We start from the raw sequence: 22,588 nt of genomic DNA on the forward strand, positions 1-22,588 counted from the left end.
TAGCGCTTTTTAATATTTATTTAGCTTCCCCGTCTTCAGTCGTTTTTACCTTCGTTTTATTTTTATCACGATGGTTATAGTTATACTTTGAACGATCTACTGGAGTGAAGCCTTCTGGTGTGTAGAATCGTAATAAGTCACCATTTACGACTTGGTCAGAGTATTTTAATGAGTTTTGAACCATTTGTTCATTTTGTTTTATTTCATCTGTTAATTCTACAGGTTTTCCAGTTGTTGTATCATAATATTTTCCGTTCAATGCCGTAACTGTTGGGCTTACATAATTACCGTTACGGAATGGAACGACTTGTTTATGATCTGGTGATAATAAATCTGAACCGAATTGAACATAATTTTTCGTATCTGTACCTAGTAAGTGTAATAACGTTGGAAGAACGTCAATTTCACCGCCATATTGATGTTGTACGCCACCTTTCACTCCTGGTACACGAACGATTAATGGTACACGTTGTAACTGTGCATTTTCAAATGAGTTCATTTCTTTACCCATTACTTGTGACATTGCTGCATTATGATTATCTGAAATACCGTAATGGTCACCGTACATAACGATAATTGAGTTATCGTATAAGCCAGATTGTTTCAAGTAATCGATGAACCCTTTTACAGATTCATCTAAATATCTTGCTGTTTGGAAATACGTATCTACTGATGAGTCACCTGTTTTCGCCGGTTCAATCGTTGCTTCCGCTTTATCAATAGGATAAGGGAAATGGTTTGATAACGTAATGAACTTCGTATAGAACGGTTGTTTTAACGTTTGTAATAATGGAATTGATTCATTAAAGAACGGTTTATCTTTTAAGCCATAGTTTACAACGTCTTTTTCGTTCATATCATAGTATGACGCATCAAAGAATTTATTAAAACCAAATGATTTATAAATATCATCACGGTTCCAGAACGTTTTGTAGTTACCGTGGAACACTGCTGAAGTGTATCCTTGTTGCCCTAAAATAGCTGGTGCCGATTGATACGTGTTATGAGCTTTATTTGTAAATACAGATCCTTGCGGTAATCCGTACATTGAGTTTTCTAACATGAACTCCGCATCAGATGTTTTACCTTGTCCTGTTTGATGGAAGAAGTTATCAAAGTATAACGTATTCGCATCTTTTGTAAATGAATTTAGAAATGGTGTAACTTCTTGACCATTTAATTGATAATCGATTAAAAAGTTTTGGAATGACTCCAAATGAATATAAATTACGTTCATTCCTTTTCCTTTACCGAAGTACTCAGGATTTGGACTTGCATATGTTGATGCAAGATAATTTCTAACTTCTGTCATATTATCTCCATCAGCTAATGCTCGTTCTGTTGATGCTTTCGCACTTTGAATACCATCATAAATCGTATAATTGTATGCCCCTAAATATTTCACGATATAATTACGGTCAAACGTTCTTGTTAACAATTCAGGACGGTCAGATTCTGCAAGCCCTAGGTTCACACTGAATAATAAAATACCCGCTACAAATACTAGTGATAGTTTATGTTTCGCAACACGAATAGGTTTTGGATTTGCAAATTTTGTTGCGACTAAAACAATTAAAATAATTGTATCTAAGAAATATAGTGGATCATATAAGTGTAGTAAAGCGAAAATACTACCACCTAAATCTCCAAAGTTATTCGTTTGTGTTAATGTCGGGAACGTAATAAAATCACTGAAAAAGCGATAATATACTACGTTTGCGTATAAAAGTATCGACAATAACAAATTAATAATAATTACCCAAATATAAGATCGTTTCCCTTTTGCAAATAATGCAAGTCCTAAAAATAGAACTGCTGAACTAAGCGGGTTAAAAAACAGCAAGAATTTTTGGATTGTGTTTGAAATTCCTAAATTAAATTCCGTTACATAGGCTGCATATGTTTTGAGCCATAATAAAATAACGGCAAACAGAAAGAATCCAAAATGATTACTTAACACACTTTTGCTCTTTAATAAGAATTGTTTCATTTCTCCACCTCTTTTGATCATCCAAGGCTTATTTTTTATAAGTCTGTCTCTCTATTCATTTTTTCTTCTTCAAATAGATTATTTTTATTTAACTATATGAAGAATATTAGTAATTATAATTTGAAGCTAGTATTTATTCAACTATTTCTTTCCAGACATTTTGACCTTGGTTTCTATTTAACAAAATACATTTGTAACATTTCCTGTTTTCTCCCAAGTTTCATCCACTAATTATGACACCACATACTATAAACCTTTATTCACTACTTCGCAAACTAATCTATCTCCATTTTTGGTACATTTTTCACATAAAAAAATAGTGTATTTTAATCTTATTACTCAAAATACACTTCTCCTGTTACAATTAACTCCTTCAATTCTATACACATTACATGTCATCTATATGTCAAAAATCTATGCAATCATAACATTACAACTTCTTACCACCATAAATGTTATATTTGAATAATTATTCATTTCGTACCTTGGTCTTCATCTCTTTTCAACAAAACCCCCGCTCTAACAAAGAGCGGGGGTTTTCATCATATATTATTGACCTTTATACATTGCATCTACTTGTTTTTGAAGTTCTTCATTTTCTAAGTACTCATCGTAAGTTGCCTCTTTATCGATTACACCGTTTGGTGTTACTTCGATAATGCGGTTTGCAATTGTTTGTACGAACTGATGGTCATGAGATGTGAATAACATTGTACCTTTGAATGCAATTAAACCGTTGTTTAATGCAGTGATAGACTCAAGATCTAAATGGTTCGTCGGATCGTCAAGTGTGATTACGTTCGCACCACTTAACATCATTTTAGATAGCATACAACGAACTTTTTCGCCTCCAGATAATACAGAAACGTTCTTCTTAACTTCTTCACCTGAGAATAACATACGGCCTAAGAAACCACGTAAGAAGCTCTCTGACTCATCTTGTGGAGAGAATTGGCGTAACCAATCAACTAAGTTGAAGTCACTGTTCTCAAAGTATTTAGAGTTATCTCTTGGGAAATACGATTGAGATGTTGTAACACCCCATTTGAATGAACCGCTATCTGGCTCCATTTCACCCATAAGGATTTTAAATAATGTTGTCATCGCAATATCGTTACGACCGATAAATGCAACTTTATCACCTTTATTTAAAGTGAAGTACACATTATCTAACACTTTTTCGCCATCAATTGTTTTAGAAAGTCCTTCAACAGTTAATAAGTCATTTCCTATTTCACGCTCAGGTGTGAAACCAACGAATGGATAACGACGTGATGATGGTCTAATATCATCTAATGTAATTTTATCTAATAATTTTTTACGAGAAGTTGCTTGTTTCGCTTTAGATGCGTTTGAGCTAAAGCGTGCAATGAAGTTTTGTAACTCTTTTACTTTCTCTTCTTTTTTCTTATTAGCATCTTGTGTTAATTTTAAAGCTAATTGGCTTGACTCATACCAGAAGTCATAGTTACCAACATAAAGTTGAATTTTACCGAAATCAAGATCAGCCATGTGCGTACAAACTTTATTTAAGAAGTGACGGTCATGGGATACAACGATTACTGTATTTTCAAAGTTCATTAAGAAGTTCTCTAACCATTGAATCGCTTTTAAGTCCAAGTGGTTGGTAGGCTCATCTAGTAATAGAATGTCAGGTTTACCGAATAAAGCTTGAGCAAGTAATACTTTTACTTTCTCTGCCCCAGTTAATTCTGACAATTTCTTATCATGAAGATCTTCACCAATACCAAGTCCTTTTAGTAAGATTGCAGCTTCTGACTCAGCTTCCCAACCGTTAAGCTCAGCGAACTCACCTTCAAGTTCAGCAGCACGCATACCATCTTCATCACTAAAGTCTTCTTTCATGTAAATAGCATTTTTCTCTTGCATTACTTTATAAAGTTGCGTGTGACCCATAATTACTGTTTCTAATACTGGGAACTCTTCATATTCGAAGTGGTTCTGTTTTAATACTGCTAGACGCTCACCTGGCGTAATATGTATGTCACCTGTTGATGGTTCGATTTCTCCAGATAAAATCTTTAGAAATGTTGATTTACCAGCACCGTTTGCTCCAATTAAACCGTAGCAATTACCTGGCGTGAATTTTATGTTAACATCTTCAAACAATTTGCGATCCGCGAAACGCAAACTAACGTTACTTACTGTAATCATTTGTGTCCTCCTACTAATACCGCTTATTTCAGCGTTTTCTCACCGATTGTCTTAAAAAATCGCATATTACGACTCAATTATTGTAGACTATAGCTATTATATAGTAGAAGCTGGATGAATAGCAACGGTTGATTACCTTTCTACAATGAAATCGGATAGTTTTTATCGATTCTCACTCTGTAATACATTGGATTAATTTCCTATTTTTAATTTTTATATACAGAAAAAACTGTAGAGAAAACATTCCCTACAGTTTTTTCTTATTTCGTATTTATTATTTTCTCTTTATAACTCTTCAATTTACTCGTTAACCCTATTAAAGCAGGTAACAATATCGGCATCACGGTTAAAGCTAATAGTAATAGTGCAACGCCAACAACTGATGCTACTTGTATAAGTGTCAATACACCTGATGGAATTAATGCGGCAAATGTCCCGCCTAAAATTAGCGCCGCTGATAATACAACTCCTCCTATATGACGAGATGCAGTTACAATTTTCGTTACCGAATCCCCTTCTATCTCGTTATAGCGCATCATTACGAAAATACTATAATCCACTCCTAAAGCGACAATCATAATGAAGCTAAAGAATGGAACATTCCAGCTTAATGAATCTACATGTAATACATGTGCACTAATTTGTTCGCTTATACCAAGTGATGCAAAGTACGCTAATAGTAATGAGCCAATAATAAATATTGTGTTTAGTAATGAGCGTGTAATTACGATTAATACAATCGCAATTCCAATCAACATAATCGTAGCTGTACGTAAGAAATCTTGCCCGGTTACTTCCTTTAAATCAACATTTCTAGCTGTTGTCCCGCCGATCGCTTTTTTCGCCGTTTTTAATTCAGTACCATTTAGCGTACCATCTATCGTTTTATTAATTTCTTGAATGATTGGCATCGCTTCTTTTGAATACGGATTTACGTCTAAAATGATTGTCATTTTAGCAGTCTTTCTATCATGTGACATGTACGTATTCAATGCTTTTTGGAAATCTTCTCCCGCTAACACTTCTTTAGGAATATAAAATTTCTCAGAGCTTTTTGACTCATTAAGCTCGCCTAAATATTTCTGAGCATCCCCTAGGCCGTTACTTACTTTTCCAAGCCCTTCTGTACTTTTAGATAAGCCGGATTGTAATTGCCCCATCTTTTCTTGCAGGTCTTTCAATCCAGTTAAAAGCTGCCCTTGCCCATCATTTATTTTTGTTAAGCCGGATTGTAGCTCAGATGATTTGTTTGCAATTTGTTTTGAACCTGTAGCTCCTTCGTTTAATCCAGTTTTTAGTCCGGCAGCTCCTTTTTGTAACTCGGTAACGCCATTATTCATTTCCTTTAAGCCGTTATCTACTTTCAGTAATGATTGATTCGCTTCTTTAAATGAATTCACCGCAGCTTTATGTTGCACTGCTAATTGATTTAATTCTTTTGAAAGTCCACTTAATTGCTTTTGAGCTTCCTTCGCAATTCCTATCGTTTGCTGTACATTAGGATCATTTGCTACTTCTGGTTTCGTTTGAATGAAATTAGTCATTAACACTTCAATTTGTTCATATCCTTTTTTCGCACCGTCAATCGCTTGAGAAATACTTCCGAAGTATTGATCGTAAGAACTTAAACCCTTTTCTAACTGTGCATAACCAGCATGAAGCTGTGACGTTGCACCCGATAGGACATTTATATTTTCATTTACTGAAGTTAACCCACTCTCAATTTGCTGCGCTCCTTGTGCACCTTCGTTTATGCCAGTGGATAATTGATTTAAAGCTGTTCCTAATGCTGATACTCCATTTTTCGCTTCGTTCGTTCCATCAATTAACTTTTGAACATTTGCAAGACTATTTGAGTCATTACTACCCATTTTATCTTTCGCATCCGTTAAGCCATCATTAATTTCCTTTATGCCACCATTGGCATCGCCTAAACCAGTATTTAGTTCTCCCGCTTGTTTATTTAAATATAATTCTTTTATCTTATCACCAGTTGGACGCGTCGGTGCATATACTTCTGAAACACCTTTAACTTTCGAAATTTTATCAGTTAATTCATCTAAAGTTTGTAGAGACGTTCCTTCATCTAATTTTTTGTTAGATTGAATCACTAACGTACTTGGTGAAGAAAATCCTGGTGGAAAATGTTCTTCTATCACATTAATACCCATTTTTGATTCATACTTATTATCCACTTCAAACAAATCATTGTAATTCAGTGTATTAGAGTATTTTAATACGAAAGGAATCGATATCACGAATACGATGATTAAAGCAACAAATGGTCTTGCTACTGAATTTTTAGCAAAGAATCCCCATAAACGGCTATCCTCATGACCTTTAAATGTTTTAACTGGATAAAACATTCCTTTTTCTAAAAGCACCATAAAAAATGGATTTAAAGTGGTTATTACGAGTAGTAATACTAAAACACCAATTGCTACCGCTGAAGTAGATTGATATAATTTAAAACTCGCTAAAGCAAGTGATGCAAAACCAATTAGCACCGCTATCCCGCTATATAAAACGGTTTTACCTGCCGATTTAAATGTTTCTTTCGTGGCCAAAAATGCATTTTCTTGTTTACTTAATTCTTCTTTAAACCTCGTATATAATAAAATGTTGTAATCTGTTCCTACTCCAAACAGTACGACAACTACAAACACTTGCGTAAAGTTAGAAAACGGAAAATTAAATTGATCTACAAGATGAGCAATAATACCCATTGAAACTAAATACGATATACCAACTGTAAGAAGAGAAACAATTGGAACAATTGGTGAACGGAATACAATGATTAATACTATAAGAATGAAAATGATTGAAATAACTTCAGTCTTTTTCACTCCCTCTTGAGAGGATGTAAGAAAATCACCCGCTATTAAGTCACTTCCTGTTAAGTACGTTTTTACTCCTTTCGTTTGCACTTTTTTATGAAGATTATTTGCAACTTTTGATATTTCACCATGCTTTTTATCTATTGATATTTGCGTTAAAATAGTCGTATTATCTTTAGAAACTAATTGTTTCTCCAATTCTTTATTATCTAAATGTGAAACAACTTCCTTAATTCCTAATTGCTCTTTTTCATTTTGCAAAGCGTTGATTGTTTTTGTTATTTCCTCTTTTTGCTCAGTAGTTAAAGCTGCTTTATTGCCACTATTAAATACGGCGATAACTTCGTATTTTTCAACCCCTTCTTTATCCATTTCTTTGATCATTTTGTCAGCAATACTGCTTTGTTCTGTATTAGGAATTGTAATTTTCCCTTTTTCCTTCACTAATTTATCCATATTAGGCATCGCTACGATCATTGTAATAGTAATAACTATCCATAATAGAAAAGATAAACTTCTCCAATTTTTTAGCTTGCTCATTTGAATCATCTCCCATTTTTAGCTTGTCATGTTAAGCTAGGAATGAACATTCATTTCTATCCTTTTAAAACTATCATTTCGGAATGAACGTTCATTCCTATCACTCTATTAAATTATTTTTAAAACCCTTTTAAATTACCTTTCACGGAATGAATATTCATTCTCTTAGTACTACAAATATATCATCCCCTATTTCATTTTTAAAATCCATTTCGGAATGAATGTTCATTCCTGTCCTTATAAAGCTATTAGAATCAAATGATTCTAATAGCATTCCAAGAGCTTTCTTCCAATTCTTTTACTAATTCTTTTGAGTATTCTAATTGCCCTGTCGCCATTACTTTAGTTAATTTTTCTAGCGGTTGGTATACAATGATAATTAATGCAACTGGAGGCAATGGACGGAGAAACCCTTTTGCGATTCCATCTTCTATAATATTCATAAAGAAGCCTATAAAATCGTCAAATATTTTCTTACTCTGTTCATCAAGAAAATAACTATCACAGTGAGAATTTGTAAAAAGAAAAGCATCCACATTGTTTCTCGCAAATTCAAATAAACGGTTGTATGTATGACTAAACTGTTCACGAATATTTGCTTCAACAGGAAAATCTGTTTTTATCATTTCAGATAGTTGCAACATACTTTTTGAAAATAATGAGTTAACGAGTGCCTCTTTATTTTCAAAATAGCGATAAATCGTACCAGCGCCGACATTTGCTTTTTCAGCGATCATCGGAATTGTCGTACCATCGTAACCACGCTCTGCGAATAGTTGTATAGCTGCTTCAAAAATGTCTTCTTGTTTATTTTTAGCCATTTTTCTCACCTCAATTTTAAGGAATGAAAATTCATTCCTTTTTTAATTATAAATTAGATGGATTAAAAGTCAAGTGTGTGACTAAGCAAATGTAGCATTTTCAAATAACACACTCACTTAGATTTCAATGCATTTTTTGAATTAACACTTCAAAAAAATTCTTTGTATCATCGTGACTTAAAATGCTCAATATATCTTGTGTCTTAAAAAATTGAACTTGACTTATTTCATTATCTTTTGGATTCAAATCTGTTCTATCACCTATATATTCTACATAAAACATAGTTGTTTCTTGTTTTTCAAATCCAGTTTTCACTTTTAATTCTTCAGGAAACTCAAAGCAAATTTTATCTTCCATTTGTTTCATAACTATAAACTTTTTTGAACCGGTTTTTTCTTCAAGCTCTCTCAATATAGCACTTTCTAAGTCATTATCTGTATGTTTTAATCCGCCTTTAGGAAAATCCCACTCCCCCTTTGACAAATTGTATTCTCCTTCTATATCGCTTATTTTTACCTTATGTACCAATAAAAATTCACTATTTTGGAATATGATTGCGCCTACAGCTTGCCTAATCATTCTATTTCCCCTCCTAAAATAATGCTTTCATTCTATTAATAGAAAAGTACTATAATAACTGTTTTTCATTATAGTACTTTTCTAATGACACATTGCACAGTATATTAATTAAAAGAAATCATAAATAAACGGCTTACGCACTGGTACTAAATTCTCAAATGACCGCATTGCCTCTTCGCTTCCGCTAATTAATTCAAGTTCGTTTAGTTCTAATGGACGTTTGTATCCAAACATTATTGTCGATAGTGCATTTATATCCAGTTTGATTCCTTTTTCCGTTGCTTCTTCTACAATTGTTAATTCATGATTTGCAAGTCTCACTACTACGTTATTCCACGGAGCAAATGAATCTGTAATATGTAAGATCACTTCTTGCTGTACATTGTTCCAGTTCAACTCGTATTGTTTTAAGAACTTCTCCACATCTACAATTCTTCCCATAAAATATGGTTTTATTTCTGTCTTCACGCGTGGCTCTTGCAATGTATATAACAACGGTTCGTTTTCACTTACTGTCATTTCAAGTTCTTTAATCATAGAATCATGCTGGCAAATAAAGTTCCACAGACCATTTCGTGCTTCATTATGCAGTGGTACAAATTCTTCTACTGTCATTTTATAGTTTTCTATTTTATATAACATGTAACCAGCTGCCGTTTTATTTTCATCATAGTAAATCGCTAATGCTAAATCATCATAAACCACTTGTAACCACCAGTTTTTCTCTCGAACTAACATACCTGAAAAACGTTCTGCAAAGATTTCATATAGCTTCTCGACTTCTTCTGGATGATTTTCTTTATTGAAACGTTTCACAGTGCCATTTACTTGTTTTTTCATAACTAAATCGCTCTTAGTCATATGACATACGAGAAGATTCGCACAAAGTTCCCAGCCGTATTTACGGTAAAATGAAACAGAAAATGGATGTAACATCGATACTGTATATCCATCTTTTTTCATCGTTTGAAGAGAATGCTGAAGTAGCTCTTTTACATACCCACTTCTTCTATACTCAGGATACGTCGCTACCCCTGCAACGCCGCCCATTTTAAATGTTTCTTTTCCTATGTATATATGAAATGGAATAAGATGTAGTTTTGCTGCTAAGTCTTCCCCTTCCATAATGCCGTATATTTCATGACTTTCTTTCATTCGAGTGATTTGCTGCTGCAATCGTTCCTCATTTACTTTATATTGAAAAGCGTATTCTGATAAACGTAATGCTTCTCTAAATTTATCTTCTTGTAATTGTATGACATTCATATAATTCTCCTCCATTCCCTGATTGAATTGTATCATAATTCTTACTATTGTAGTTCGGTAAGTGAAATTACACAGACGTTTCAACAAAAAATATCGATTTTACAACAACCTAACATAAAAAAGCAGATACATAATGTATCTGCTTCTCATCACCTTATTTTGCTAACTTTTGAAGTTCTTCAAAGAATGTAGGATATGATACGCCTACTGCTTCTGCATCTTCAATTGTTGTTTTTCCCTCTGCTAGACAGCCAGCAATCGCAAGCATCATTCCGATGCGGTGATCACCGTAACTATTTACTGTACTGCCTTTTAGAGCTGATTTTCCGTATATAATCATGCCATCATCAGTTGCTTCTATGCGAGCTCCTAGTTTCGTTAACTCCGCAACGACTGTATCAATACGGTTCGTTTCTTTTACTTTTAACTCGTGTGCATCTTTAATAACTGTAATACCTTCTGCTTGTGTTGCCGCTAAAGCGATAACTGGAATTTCATCGATTAGTCTTGGAATAATATCCCCACCAATTTCAATTCCTTTTAATGAAGATGTTTCAATCGTAATGTTTGCAGCTGGTTCTGATGCCCCTTCGTTAATCGGCTCTACAGTAAATGTAGCACCCATTGTCTCTAAAACATCAATAATACCTGTACGAGTTGGATTCATTCCTACATTTTGTAATACTAGTTTACTATTTGGAATAATTGCTCCCGCTACTAAGAAAAATGCTGCTGATGATACGTCACCTGGTACTTGAACGTCTGTCGCTGTTAACTTCTGTCCACCTGCAAGTTTCACTGTTTTTCCCTCACGAGTTACGTTAACACCGAATGCTTCAAGCATTCTTTCCGTGTGATCACGCGAAATATGTGGTTCTGTAACAGCTGTTACACCTTCTGCCCGAAGACCTGCAAGTAAAATAGCTGACTTTACTTGTGCACTTGCAACAGGAGAAATATACTCAATTGCTTTTAAATCTCCGCCACGTATTGTGAGCGGCGTAAACGTTCCTTCTTCTCGGCCATCAATTTTTGCGCCCATTTGTTTTAATGGATTTGTAACACGTTTCATCGGTCTTTTTGCGATAGACGCATCACCTTGTACGCAAGAGAAAAATGGTGTATTTGCTAATATTCCTGACATTAATCGTATCGTTGTACCAGAATTACCAACATCTAATACAGCTTTCGGTTCTTGTAAGCCTTCAATTCCTTTTCCGACTACAGTTACTTCATCACCATTTTGCGTGATTTCTACTCCCATTTCCTTAAAGCACGAAATCGTACTTAAACAGTCTGCACCGGGCAAGAAACCTTTAATTGTCGTTTTTCCTTCTGCAATTGCGCCGAACATAACAGCACGATGTGAAATGGACTTATCACCTGGAATTGTAATGTTGCCGTTCAATCCGCTATTTATAGGTTGTATCGTTCTTTCTTTCATGTTTTCACCTTCTCATTTAAATTGTTTCATAAGTTTGGTATTCTTCTTCTCTAAGCGCTAGTTTCGCTTTCATACGATCTTCTTCTCTTTGGAAGCTAATGCGTAATACGCCAAGCAATCCTTCTCGCGCTTCTAATATTTGCAAGTTCGTAATACTAATTTCTTCACGCGCCAAAATACTCGTAATATGAGCCAATGCCCCTACTTTATCTAAAACATCGACGTATAAGTCGTGATAGGCAGGAATTGCCCCTCTTTTTCGTACTGGTAAAGAATCACGGTATTCTTTCGCATCTGCAAAATAGTTTTGAATCTCGCCTGCATCTCCAGTAGAAACAGTATCATATAATTCTTCCATTTCAGAGATCCACTCTTTTAATACTACCATTAAATGCTCACGATTTTGCTTTACAATATCACTCCACATTTTCGGGCTACTAGATGCAATGCGTGTAATGTCTTTAAATCCGCCTGCAGCTAGCTGATGAATGAGCGGATTATCTCCTGCATGTTTCTCCACTTGCTTGACTAACCCTGCTGCGATAAGATGCGGAAAATGACTAACGATCCCTGTTACATAATCATGCTCTTCTGTATTTAAAACGAGAAAATGAGACCCCGTTCCCTTTAACCAACCTTTTAGTTCTTCCACTTGTTCATTTGGCACATGGTTCATCGGTGTTAAAATGTAAAATGCATTTTCAAATAAATGTGCTTTTGCACTTTCAACCCCAGTTTTATGAGAACCTGCCATCGGATGTCCACCAATGAAAGAAATTTCCTTTGAAAATAAAGCTTCCGCTTCGTTCATAATTGTTCCTTTTGTACTACCAACATCGGTCACTATCACATCTTCTCGTAAACGAAATGACGCTAATTTGTGTAATAACTTCTTCGTTTCTTCAACTGGAGAAGCAAAAACAATTAAATGTGCCTCTTCACATGCACGCTGTAAATCTACTGCTACTTCATCTACTACGTGTAATTCTTTCGCACGCTCTACTTGCTCTTGAAATATGTCATAACCTGTTATCGTTACATCGTGCTCTTTCTTAATTGCTAATGCGAGAGAACCTCCTATTAAGCCTGTTCCAATTAATACTACCTTTTTACACATTTGCCTCATCTCGAGACTTATTTTTCTTATTTTCAAAGTGTAGTTTTAACACTGAAATCACTCCTTCATTTTGCTCCCTTGTGCCGACTGTAATACGGACACCATTCGGGAACGGACGAATAATAAACCCTGCGTGTGCACAAGCTTCATAAATCTCTCCACCATTCTCTACCGGTAAGAAGATGAAGTTTGTTTGTGACGGATAAAATGGAAATTCGTTTTCCTTACAAAAACTTTCGTATTGTTGTATTCCCTCTGTATTAACACGTACAATTTCTTCAATAAACGCTTCATCGTTAAAAGCAATCGTTGCTGCTTTTTGCGCTAATGAAGATACGTTAAATGGCAAACGTACGACATTTAATTTCTCGATTAACTCTTCCTGTCCAATCGCATAACCAACGCGGAAAGATGCTAATCCGTACGCTTTAGAAAACGTTCTAAGTACAAGAATGTTGTTATGTTTTTCTAGAAGCGGTAATGTCTCAGGGAAATCTTTTGCTGTTACGTATTCATAGTACGCTTCATCAATGACAATTAACGTATTTTCACTAATGCTTTCAATGAACTGAGTCAATTTTTGCTCATTCACATATGTGCCTGTAGGGTTGTTCGGATTACAAAGCCAAATGATTTTCGTATTGTTATCAACTGCTGACGAAATTTCATCTAAGTCGTATACACCGTTATTTAAAGCAACTTCTTTCACTTCACAACCTTCAATAATTGCATGATGACGGTACTGTGGGAATGTTGCACCTGCCGTTACGATGTTATCTCCAGCTCGAAGTACGGCGCGACTTATTATTTGAATGACCTCATCTAAACCACTACCGCAAAGTATTTGTTCCATTTGAACTTGTAATTTCTCTGCAATTGTTTGACGGAGCGTTGTAGCACCTCCGTCAGGATATAAAGCATGTTCTAACCACGATTTTTGCAACTCTTCTAACACTCGTGGCGAACAACCGAATGGATTTTCATTTGATGCTAATTTCACAAACGAATGATCTCCGTACACTTCTTTCATTTGTTCTGGTGATTTACCTGGTTTATATGGTTGTAAGGATGATAGTTGATCTTTTACTTGCATGTTAAACCCACCTTTTTTAAAATTCTTTTGCGTATTTGTTATGTTCTGTAATGTTTTGCTTTAATAATTCCATACGATCTTTTCCGAATTGTTCGACTAGTGCATCTGCAAGTTCCCATGCCACAACAGATTCAGCTACTACACCTGCTGCTGGTACTGCGCAACTATCAGATCTTTCAATACTCGCTTGGAATGCTTCTTTCGTATCAATATCAACGCTTGCTAACGGTTTGTATAATGTAGGAATCGGCTTCATAACACCTCTTACAACAATCAGCATTCCCGTTGTCATACCACCTTCTAAACCGCCGGCATTATTCGTTTTTCTCGTGTATCCTTTTTCTTCATCCCAAAGGATTTCATCGTGCACTTTACTTCCTGGCTGTCTTGCCGCTTCAAAACCAACACCAATTTCAGCACCTTTAAATGCATTAATACTCATAATAGCACCAGCGAGTTTTGCATCTAATTTACGATCGTAATGAACGTAACTACCAACACCAATTGGCATACCTTCTGCAATGACTTCGACAATACCACCGATTGAATCTCCACTACTTTTTGCATTATCGATCGCATCCATCATCTCTTGTTCTACTTCTTTATCTAAACATCGAACAGGTGAATTTTCAGTTATCGTTTGAATCTCTTCAATTGATAAGTTGGAAATATGCTTCGCTTGCACCCCACCAATTTCAAGCACATGCCCTGCAATTTCCACACCTAACTCTTTCAAAATTTGTTTCGCAACTGCTCCAGCAGCTACACGAACTGTCGTTTCCCTTGCAGATGAGCGCTCTAATACGTTTCTTATATCACGATGACCGTATTTAATAGCTCCGTTTAAATCTGCATGTCCTGGACGTGGTTTTGTAATTGTGCGTTTCATTTCTTTACTTTCTTGCTCTGAAATCGGGTCTGCACCCATTACTTTCGTCCAATGTTTGAAATCATCATTTTTTACGATTAACGTAATCGGTGAGCCAAGTGTCATCCCGTGACGAACACCACTTACAATTTCAACTGTATCTGTTTCAATTTGCATGCGTCTTCCGCGCCCATGTCCTTTTTGTCTTCTTAATAATTCCTTATTAATATGTTCCGCTGTTAATGTTAAACCTGCCGGTACACCTTCTAAAATAACTGTTAACTGCGGACCATGTGATTCTCCAGCTGTAATGTATCTCATTTCTTTTGCCCCTTTACTATTTTTTTGTACAAAAAAGTCCCTACTGAGCGCTCAGTAGGGACGATGTTTATCGCGGTACCACCCTAGTTGTAGACAACTATCGTCTACCTCTCTTCTTCTTTAACGATCGTTTGACCGTCCTCCCCTCCAAAAGTTGTCGGGAAAGATGCTCCAAGGCTGTAATTCATGCTTATCTTTGTACTGATTCACACCGACCATCAGCTCTCTATAACAGTGAGATAAGCACTACTGTTTCCTCTTCAGCGCATATATGATATGGAATTAAGATAATTTATTTTTGAAACCTTTTAACTCATCCATGAATCTATGGAATTCTGGAATGTCCATTTGTTGTGCAGAATCTGATAATGCAACTGCTGGATCTGGATGAACTTCAGCCATTACTGCATCAGCTCCAATAGCAAGTGCCGCTTTCGCTGTTGGTAATAATAAATCTCTACGTCCAGTTGAATGTGTTACGTCAACGATAACTGGTAAATGTGTTTCTTTCTTTAAAATCGGTACTGCAGAAATGTCTAATGTGTTACGTGTTGCTCTTTCGTATGTGCGGATACCGCGCTCACAAAGAATAATTTGGTCATTACCTTGCGCAATAATGTATTCTGCTGCATTAATGAACTCATCAATTGTTGCTGCTAATCCACGTTTTAGTAATACTGGCTTATTAACTTTACCTACAGCTCGTAGTAAATCGAAGTTTTGCATGTTACGTGCGCCAACTTGAATTACATCAACGTATTCTAATGCCATTTCAACATCGTTCGGATTTAAAATTTCACTAATAATCGCTAAGTCGAACTCATCTGCTACTTGGCGTAAAATTTGTAACCCTTCTACTCCTAAACCTTGGAAATCATATGGAGATGTTCTCGGTTTGAAAGCACCACCGCGCATTAATTTTAAGCCTTGGTCTTTCATAGCTTGCCCTACTTGGCGAACTTGCTCTAAGCTTTCTACTGCACAAGGCCCCATGATGAACGTTTGTGTTCCGTCCCCAATCAATTCACCTTTTACATTAACGATTGTATTTTCTTGTTTCTTTTTACGTGATACTAATAACGCCTTACGGTTATCATCTTCTTGTAATTCCAAGCTAGCTTTGAAGATTGTTTTGAAAATATGTTGAACTGTTGACGTTTCGAATGGTCCTTCGTTATGCTCTGCGATCATATCAAGTACTTCACGCTCACGTACTGGATCAAAGCGTTTCGTACCTTGTACTTGCTTTTGCTCCCCGATTTTTTGAACGATTTCACCACGTTTGTTTAAAAGGTGTAATAGTTGTAAGTTAATTTCATCTACCTGTTTACGTAATTGATCTAATTCATGATTTGCCATTTGGAAATCCTCCTCTAATGTTTTAAAAGTATAGTAAGAGAATAAAAAATTCTCTATTTTCTGAACTGGTTAATTATACAAATTTAAAGTGGAATCGATACCTCTTCTTATCTTAAACTAATAATTACCACAAAGACACTATCTACTAGCTGAAAACCACTTTTTTTGTACAAAAAAGCCCTACTGATCCAATCAGTAGGGACGATATTTATCGCGGTACCACCCTAGTTGTAGACTTCTTTCGTCTACCTCTCTTCCTTGTTAACGATCAATGTGACCGTCTTTCCCTTCATAAAGACAAATACTATCTTTACTACGAAAAAGATGCTCCAGGACTGTAATTCGCTCTTGTTTTTGTACTGGTTCGCACCAACCACCAGCTCTCTGTTACAGGGAAACAACAACTACTGCTTTTCCTTTCAATGCATGACTATTTTATTTTCAAGTTGGACCACTAAAATACAAAAAGTCCCTACTGAATAAATCAGTAGGGACGATATTTATCGCGGTACCACCCTAGTTGTAGACTAACTTTCCGTCTACCTCTCTTCACTGTTAACGATCAATTGACCGCCCTTTCTTCATAAAGACAATCCTATCTTTACTACGAAAAAGATGCTCCAAGACTGTAATTCATGATTATCCCTGTACTGGTTCACACCAACCACCAGCTCTCTGTTACAGTAAGACTAACCACTACTGTGATCTCTTCATTGCACTTTGTTTATTCAAATGTTTTTGAAATTGAATAAGTATGATTCGTATTATAGAACGCTTTTCAAAACACTGTCAATATCTTTTTTATATATTTTTTAAAATTCCACTTTCGTCCTATATTTCTTCTTGTAAATTCCCCATTACAATTCCGATGCGAATCATCTCATTTTCTATTAAATTTAATACGTGTTTTTCTATTCCAAACTGGGCTAATCGTTTTTTTATTTGTATGATTTCATTTTCAAGAAAATCAGCTTCCTGACGTGTTTGCAGTAAAGTGAAAAAGACATTTGCATACATTTCTTTATACGCTTTCATACTCTCTTTCTTTTCAAACATTTCAATAAATAACTGTTTCATTTCCTCCCCTGCACATTCTCCATTTACATCTATAAATGTACGCGACATAATACGTAATCCTTTTTCTAAAATTTCATCCATGTATAAAATAATACGTAAAATCATTACATATTCTCTCGTTGTTATCTCACCCATTTTTGGTCGTTCTCGTAAAAATATACTGAGCCAAGCTGTCCAAAATTTTTGTTGTTCTTTTACACTTAATGTTTTAACGTAATAGCATAAATGTTGCATAAATTTAATTTTATTCTCTTCATTTTCTCGTATAAGCAACGGATATAGCCAATCTGTTTTTTGTTCCCAATACAGCACACATTTTATAAATACAAAACTAAGCCACTTCAAGAAAGCTTCCCTCGTATGCGGGTGTAAAACTTCTAAATGCTCTACTGCATACTTAATAAACCTCTTCATTTCAGTAAATAAAGGTAAATTTATTTGCGTATAACATAGACCTGCCCAAGCATATTTCGTAATCTCATTTTCTTTCTTTAATTCTAAGTAAGGTAACAAATATTTTCGGCACCATTGTTTCTCAATATGATATAAAAATGTAATATCTGCTATTAAACGCGCAAACATAAAGTTTGTCCGTTCAGAACTTACTCTTACTTGTTCTTCAAATAAAAATAAATATTCATACACATTGCGATCGTATAAATGATCATATGATAACAGTTTTAATAATACAGCTGTCATTTTTCCAACAGGATGCTGAATCGATTCGTTATAAAAGTCTTGTTTTCCAATCTTAAAATCTGTATCGCTTTTCATAACTTGAGGAAATACCGAAAAAGCAAAACGTTTTACAAACCGTATACTATTCTCCTCTAACTCTTCTAATCGATTACTAATCTCATATAGAAAACTACTAATTAACCAATGAAACGCAGTGTTTCTAACAAATTTCTGTAACAGCGGAATAATTTTTTGGATTTGCTCATTTGTCAGTCTCCGGTTATTTCGCCACTCTCTAATACAAACAAACCACACTTCGTTACTTATTTCATGCATGCCTACTAATTGGTACGCAAATGAAATACTCCACTCTGTATTTACTTTACATGCCTTTGATAACATCTCTAAAAAATGACGTTGTTCAAAAACACCGTCATTCGAAAATTGCCGAATTTGGTTCATGATTTCATCGTCTTTCAGCTGCAGTAATCCATCGGCAGTTACATTACAAGTAATACTTTGTTCGATAGCCTTTTTTTTAGGTACACTGTATAGATCAGAATGAAAATGCGGATGTTTCTGTTTCATTAGCTCGTATCCTTGTGCTGTTGATGGACTATTTGAATCACAAGTGAATAATAAATCTAAGACTAAACAAACATCAAATGCCCTCTCCTCTGCAAGGTGCTTCATTGCAGTTTGAATGACTTCTTCCTTTGTTTTTTCTAAAGAATGTGCGTAATGATTTTTTAAAAGTTGAAACACCTCATGTTTATATGTGACATCTAAAAGAAGCCCTTCCTGTAACAACCATTTCATTTTATCATCTACGCTAACAAATAAATTTTTATTCATCGCATCAATTGCAATTCGCTTTTGAAGCAAACTATTTGCTTCTATCATTTCTGTAATATAATAATTCGCTTTTTTTTCATTGTTTTCACATAAATAGATTAGACACTCTTTTACAATTTGAATTAAAAATGCAAGGTCATTTTGATGAAACTCTTTTTCTACATTTTCCTTATTTCTTTTTTTCAGTGCCGTTTGTCTTAATGACAACATTCGCATCTTCTCTAATCCCATCATCAAAATGGGAACTGCGTAATAAGAAATATGCGGTCTCATCTTCTCATTCCAAATTTGCTCCACATGAGAAAATGTAGACACCGGTAACCGACTCGATTCCTCGAGTTCAATGGATTCTTGCGTATCATTTCCTAACTTTCTTTCACGCTTCAACTTAAGTTTTCCGTCCAAAATAAACGTTAGTAACAATAAAGCAATTTCTTTATGCTCAGGAAAAGAACACTTTTGCAATAAGTAAGAGATTTTTTCTATAGATTTACTATCTTTTTCAGCTGTTTCTAATAAAAGGAGTGTCCATCTTGCAAACAACAATGGGTCCATTTTGATCTTCGTCTCGTTTAAATAGCTGCAAATTGTTCTCCATAATAACGGGGATATTTTAGAATGATTTTTAAAAATCAATTGAAATAATTCTTTCTGATGACTAAAAAGAAATTGTTCCACCAACCATTCTGCAAGCAATTCATCTACTTCATCATAGGTTGACGTAAGCAAAAATAAATTTCGTAATTTCCCCTCTGCTTCAAGCCATTCCACCCATTCATAATCTCGGGCAAATTCAACAAAATATCGAACAGTTTCAATTTTTTTAATGGACTGTTTTATGTAGGATAATTGTTCCTGCTCTACTGATGGTGGCACTGTTACAATGTCACGAATACGCATTCTTTTTGTAATATAATTATCCCCCATTAATTCCGCCCAGCGTTTTACCGCTTTGACGAGGGACTGGTGATTATTTGATTTATTCGGATACACAATCGGCCTTATCCCTAAATGTTCCCAGTGATACGTATTTTCTCCTTGTGCGACAAATGCATAGCGCCTTGTACTTGGTGGTAAACCAGTTGCTAAATATTTCATTACTGGGTCATTATGGCTATACCCAACGAATAAAACGGTGTAATTGGAGAATAAATCAACTAAAAATCTTCTCGCCCATCCTTCCGTTAAGTAAGCCCTTCCAAAATCACCATCTGTTAAAATTAAAGCTTCCTTTTCTTGTTCTATATTTCCATGTATGTAAGCGAGCCCTTTAAACGCTCTACCTGTAGGTAAAGCAGGTGCATAATAAACACTTAATTCTCTGTTCATTTCGTTCATCGCAGTTGTAAAATGTCGATCAAAATTCGTCGTTACAATGCGAACTTCTGTATCTAAAGGAAACAACCTCGGAATTGCAAAATGAAGCGGATTTGGTTTTGACGTTTCTATATGAACTAGGTCTTTTGCAACTTGATGTACATCTTTTGTTTTCGCAATTTTACCAAGATAATAATCATGAGGTTCTGTTATTTCACGCTTTTCGACATATAAAGTTTTTGCAATTTCATCAACTAAATCATCAAAATTCGGTAAGTTTGATTTCCCTTTCATAGAAACTCCCGCTCCAACAAACAATACTAACTTTCCTTGTTCAAGATGATCGATTAGCTCATCTGGAATTTCTACTTCTGAAGTAATCCACATTTGGATTCACCCCTTACCTAAAAATGTCATATACTCTCATTTTACTATAACATTTTTTTGTTATTTTTTTAATATTTAGACATAAATTCGAACATGAAAAAGTTTTATTTAAATATATTAGTTACAATGTATGAACTCCTGAGTTTATTGCAAAACTATGTATAAATCGGAGGTGTAACTATTGAATGGTTTTACTGTAGTACTTATCAAATTCATATCATGCATTATCGCATTTAGTATCGGACTAGCTTTATTTTTCCCTGCAACGTTCGTCCAAATTATTTCATTCAGTCTTTTTGTGACAATCGTATCTTATATGTTCGTTGATAAAATTATTTTAAATCGCATTGGCAATACTGGTGCCATTATGACAGATTTCTTATTAGCGTATTTAAGCGTTTGGATTTTCGGTAATATTTTATTAGACAACTACATGCAAATTGCATGGGGAAGTATCCTTTCAGCGATTGTCTTCACATTATCAGAAGTAATTGTACATCGCTTCTCTAACTCACACACAAGACATCACAACGATAATATTCATATTAATCGCCGATTTGCATATGGTACGGAGTTTGCTGAAGAACAGAATGTATTGGATAAAGATAAGAAGAAGTAACATCTTGATGAAGGAGCTCCCTTTTTAATCATGTGGGCTCCTTTTTCTGTACTATCATTTCGGTACATGAAATTATATAGACTTACCAACAATATTTGATATGTTATCTTCAAATAAAAAACTGCCTCTTATTTAGAGGCAGCCACTTTCAAATCTTTTAACGTCACAACATCAGCAAACGCTCCAAACACTACGTTATGATGCTTCACAATATCTTCAGCACGTAACACATCTGTATCAAATGTACTATGTGCATCACTTACTAACGTTACTTTATACCCTTCACTACATGCTCTGCGCGTTGTCGTATCCACACAGTACTCTGTTTGCATGCCTGAAATAATAACATGTTCAATTCCTTTTTCTTGTAACACTTCGTTTAAGTTTGTTTTATGGAATGAATCTGGCGTCGTCTTTTCAACGATACTATCACCCTCTTTTGGTGCAATTGCCGCATGCACCTCCCAGCCATCTGTCCCTTTTTCTAACGGGTGATCTTTTGGCCCGTTATGTTGGACATACATAACCGGAATATCATTTGAGCGACATTCCCCAATGAGTTCTTACAATGTTTCTAAAAACTTTTCCCCATTATGTACTGGTATTCCTGCTGTATACATACCTGCTTGTACATCAATTACTATTAATGCTTTTTTCATTTCGCTCATCCCCTTTGTTTGTATAAGCCATTGGATATTCACTATAGTTGTTTATATTCTATCATCCAACAATCTTCTAATTTCCCCTCATGCAGTTCATGTTCCTTTAAAATCTTCACTTTTTTAAATCCGCATTTTTCATAACACTTTATCGCACGTTCATTATTTACTTTTGGATCCATTGCGATTGCTTCCGCCCCCACGTTCTCTACAATATATGTAATCGCTGCTTGAACGAGTTTTGTTCCGATTCCCTTTCCCCAAAAGGTCGGTTCTCCGATAAATTGATCCATCCCCCATATATTTTGCGATTCTTCATATCCATATAACGCTTTCCATTCAGAATCAACTTGGTACATTTGAATGTATCCGATCGGCACTTCATCAAATTCTATTAAACATCTTTTTTCATGGCTGTTTGGATTATGTATAAAATGAGTAAGCACCATTTCTACAGATTGCGGATTATCGCGTCCTTCGTAATACTGCAAAACTTCTGGGTCTGTTAACCATTTAGACATGATAGGTGCGTCATCTTCTATTACGTACCTAACCAATAAATCTCCTTTTTGAAAAAGCATGTGA

At 35.1% G+C, this 22,588-nt stretch carries 14 protein-coding genes, 1 pseudogene and 3 other annotated features; of the genes and pseudogenes, 1 reads left to right on the forward strand and 14 read right to left on the reverse strand.

Translation table 11 applies throughout. The features are described from left to right. Positions 1–16 precede the first annotated feature (16 nt). From ltaS to G9F74_RS21335, 12 genes are all read right to left on the reverse strand, one after another. A complete protein-coding gene (gene ltaS / locus G9F74_RS21280; RefSeq protein WP_016108621.1) occupies positions 17–1,990 on the reverse strand; it encodes a lipoteichoic acid synthase in 1,974 nt (657 codons plus the stop codon). A gap of 549 nt (positions 1,991–2,539) precedes the next feature. After that, positions 2,540–4,165: an ABC-F family ATP-binding cassette domain-containing protein gene (locus tag G9F74_RS21285; RefSeq protein WP_000633859.1), complete on the reverse strand. Its 1,626-nt coding sequence runs from the start codon at positions 4,163–4,165 to the stop codon at positions 2,540–2,542. A gap of 260 nt (positions 4,166–4,425) precedes the next feature. Further along, the gene (locus G9F74_RS21290) at positions 4,426–7,542 is read right to left on the reverse strand and encodes an MMPL family transporter (RefSeq protein ID WP_016108622.1); all 3,117 of its coding nucleotides are present in this window, start codon (positions 7,540–7,542) and stop codon (positions 4,426–4,428) included. A gap of 254 nt (positions 7,543–7,796) precedes the next feature. After that, a complete protein-coding gene (locus tag G9F74_RS21295; protein WP_001107311.1) occupies positions 7,797–8,363 on the reverse strand; it encodes a TetR/AcrR family transcriptional regulator in 567 nt (188 codons plus the stop codon). Positions 8,364–8,487: 124 nt separating this feature from the next. Continuing rightward, complete coding sequence (locus tag G9F74_RS21300) at positions 8,488–8,943, reverse strand: NUDIX domain-containing protein (protein ID WP_016108623.1); 456 nt, start codon at positions 8,941–8,943, stop codon at positions 8,488–8,490. Between the two features lie 108 nt (positions 8,944–9,051). Further along, positions 9,052–10,209 carry a GNAT family N-acetyltransferase gene (locus G9F74_RS21305; protein ID WP_016108624.1) on the reverse strand — a complete coding sequence of 386 codons (1,158 nt, stop codon included), beginning with the start codon at positions 10,207–10,209 and terminating at the stop codon, positions 9,052–9,054. 154 nt (positions 10,210–10,363) lie between these two features. Further along, positions 10,364–11,653 (reverse strand): 3-phosphoshikimate 1-carboxyvinyltransferase, encoded by a 1,290-nt coding sequence (aroA, locus tag G9F74_RS21310; RefSeq protein WP_000664599.1) that lies wholly within the window; start codon positions 11,651–11,653, stop codon positions 10,364–10,366. A gap of 16 nt (positions 11,654–11,669) precedes the next feature. Continuing rightward, complete coding sequence (tyrA, locus tag G9F74_RS21315) at positions 11,670–12,770, reverse strand: prephenate dehydrogenase (protein ID WP_016108625.1); 1,101 nt, start codon at positions 12,768–12,770, stop codon at positions 11,670–11,672. Next, complete coding sequence (gene hisC, locus G9F74_RS21320) at positions 12,763–13,863, reverse strand: histidinol-phosphate transaminase (RefSeq protein WP_016108626.1); 1,101 nt, start codon at positions 13,861–13,863, stop codon at positions 12,763–12,765. Before hisC ends, tyrA begins: the two co-directional genes overlap by 8 nt. Positions 13,864–13,879: 16 nt before the next feature. Beyond that, positions 13,880–15,052: a chorismate synthase gene (gene aroC / locus G9F74_RS21325; RefSeq protein WP_165406243.1), complete on the reverse strand. Its 1,173-nt coding sequence runs from the start codon at positions 15,050–15,052 to the stop codon at positions 13,880–13,882. A gap of 53 nt (positions 15,053–15,105) precedes the next feature. Further along, positions 15,106–15,325: a binding site (T-box leader), on the reverse strand. A 9-nt stretch (positions 15,326–15,334) separates the two neighbouring features. Next, positions 15,335–16,411: a bifunctional 3-deoxy-7-phosphoheptulonate synthase/chorismate mutase gene (locus G9F74_RS21330; protein ID WP_001273577.1), complete on the reverse strand. Its 1,077-nt coding sequence runs from the start codon at positions 16,409–16,411 to the stop codon at positions 15,335–15,337. A gap of 194 nt (positions 16,412–16,605) precedes the next feature. Beyond that, positions 16,606–16,843: a binding site (T-box leader), on the reverse strand. Positions 16,844–16,897: 54 nt separating this feature from the next. Beyond that, positions 16,898–17,134 (reverse strand) — a binding site (T-box leader). Between the two features lie 108 nt (positions 17,135–17,242). After that, the gene (locus tag G9F74_RS21335; protein ID WP_016108627.1) at positions 17,243–20,725 is read right to left on the reverse strand and encodes a DUF4020 domain-containing protein; all 3,483 of its coding nucleotides are present in this window, start codon (positions 20,723–20,725) and stop codon (positions 17,243–17,245) included. Positions 20,726–20,906: 181 nt separating this feature from the next. On the opposite strand from G9F74_RS21335, the gene G9F74_RS21340 reads away from it, so the two are divergent. Next, a complete protein-coding gene (locus G9F74_RS21340; protein ID WP_001013100.1) occupies positions 20,907–21,344 on the forward strand; it encodes a YndM family protein in 438 nt (145 codons plus the stop codon). A gap of 128 nt (positions 21,345–21,472) precedes the next feature. On the opposite strand, the pseudogene G9F74_RS21345 reads toward G9F74_RS21340, so the two are convergent. Together G9F74_RS21345 and G9F74_RS21350 are read right to left on the reverse strand one after the other, a co-directional pair. Further along, positions 21,473–22,003, reverse strand: a pseudogene (locus G9F74_RS21345) (cysteine hydrolase family protein). Between the two features lie 41 nt (positions 22,004–22,044). After that, on the reverse strand, positions 22,045–22,584 hold the full coding sequence (locus G9F74_RS21350) for a GNAT family N-acetyltransferase (protein ID WP_000898791.1): 540 nt from the start codon (positions 22,582–22,584) through the stop codon (positions 22,045–22,047). Between the last annotated feature and the right edge of the window lie 4 nt (positions 22,585–22,588).

It is taken from the genome of Bacillus sp. EKM202B, assembly GCF_011066025.1.
GTDB lineage: Bacteria > Bacillota > Bacilli > Bacillales > Bacillaceae_G > Bacillus_A > Bacillus_A toyonensis.

Excerpts from the sequence above, each read along its gene's own strand:
- tyrA (WP_016108625.1), bottom strand. The coding sequence starts at position 12,770 with ATGTGTAAAAAGGTAGTATTAATTGGAACAGGCTTAATAGGAGGTTCT.
- G9F74_RS21335 (WP_016108627.1), bottom strand. The coding sequence starts at position 20,725 with ATGTGGATTACTTCAGAAGTAGAAATTCCAGATGAGCTAATCGATCAT.
- G9F74_RS21290 (WP_016108622.1), bottom strand. The coding sequence starts at position 7,542 with ATGAGCAAGCTAAAAAATTGGAGAAGTTTATCTTTTCTATTATGGATA.
- G9F74_RS21350 (WP_000898791.1), bottom strand. The coding sequence starts at position 22,584 with ATGCTTTTTCAAAAAGGAGATTTATTGGTTAGGTACGTAATAGAAGAT.
- hisC (WP_016108626.1), bottom strand. The coding sequence starts at position 13,863 with ATGCAAGTAAAAGATCAACTATCATCCTTACAACCATATAAACCAGGT.
- aroA (WP_000664599.1), bottom strand. The coding sequence starts at position 11,653 with ATGAAAGAAAGAACGATACAACCTATAAATAGCGGATTGAACGGCAAC.
- G9F74_RS21300 (WP_016108623.1), bottom strand. The coding sequence starts at position 8,943 with ATGATTAGGCAAGCTGTAGGCGCAATCATATTCCAAAATAGTGAATTT.
- G9F74_RS21305 (WP_016108624.1), bottom strand. The coding sequence starts at position 10,209 with ATGAATGTCATACAATTACAAGAAGATAAATTTAGAGAAGCATTACGT.
- aroC (WP_165406243.1), bottom strand. The coding sequence starts at position 15,052 with ATGAGATACATTACAGCTGGAGAATCACATGGTCCGCAGTTAACAGTT.
- ltaS (WP_016108621.1), bottom strand. The coding sequence starts at position 1,990 with ATGAAACAATTCTTATTAAAGAGCAAAAGTGTGTTAAGTAATCATTTT.
- G9F74_RS21285 (WP_000633859.1), bottom strand. The coding sequence starts at position 4,165 with ATGATTACAGTAAGTAACGTTAGTTTGCGTTTCGCGGATCGCAAATTG.
- G9F74_RS21295 (WP_001107311.1), bottom strand. The coding sequence starts at position 8,363 with ATGGCTAAAAATAAACAAGAAGACATTTTTGAAGCAGCTATACAACTA.
- G9F74_RS21330 (WP_001273577.1), bottom strand. The coding sequence starts at position 16,411 with ATGGCAAATCATGAATTAGATCAATTACGTAAACAGGTAGATGAAATT.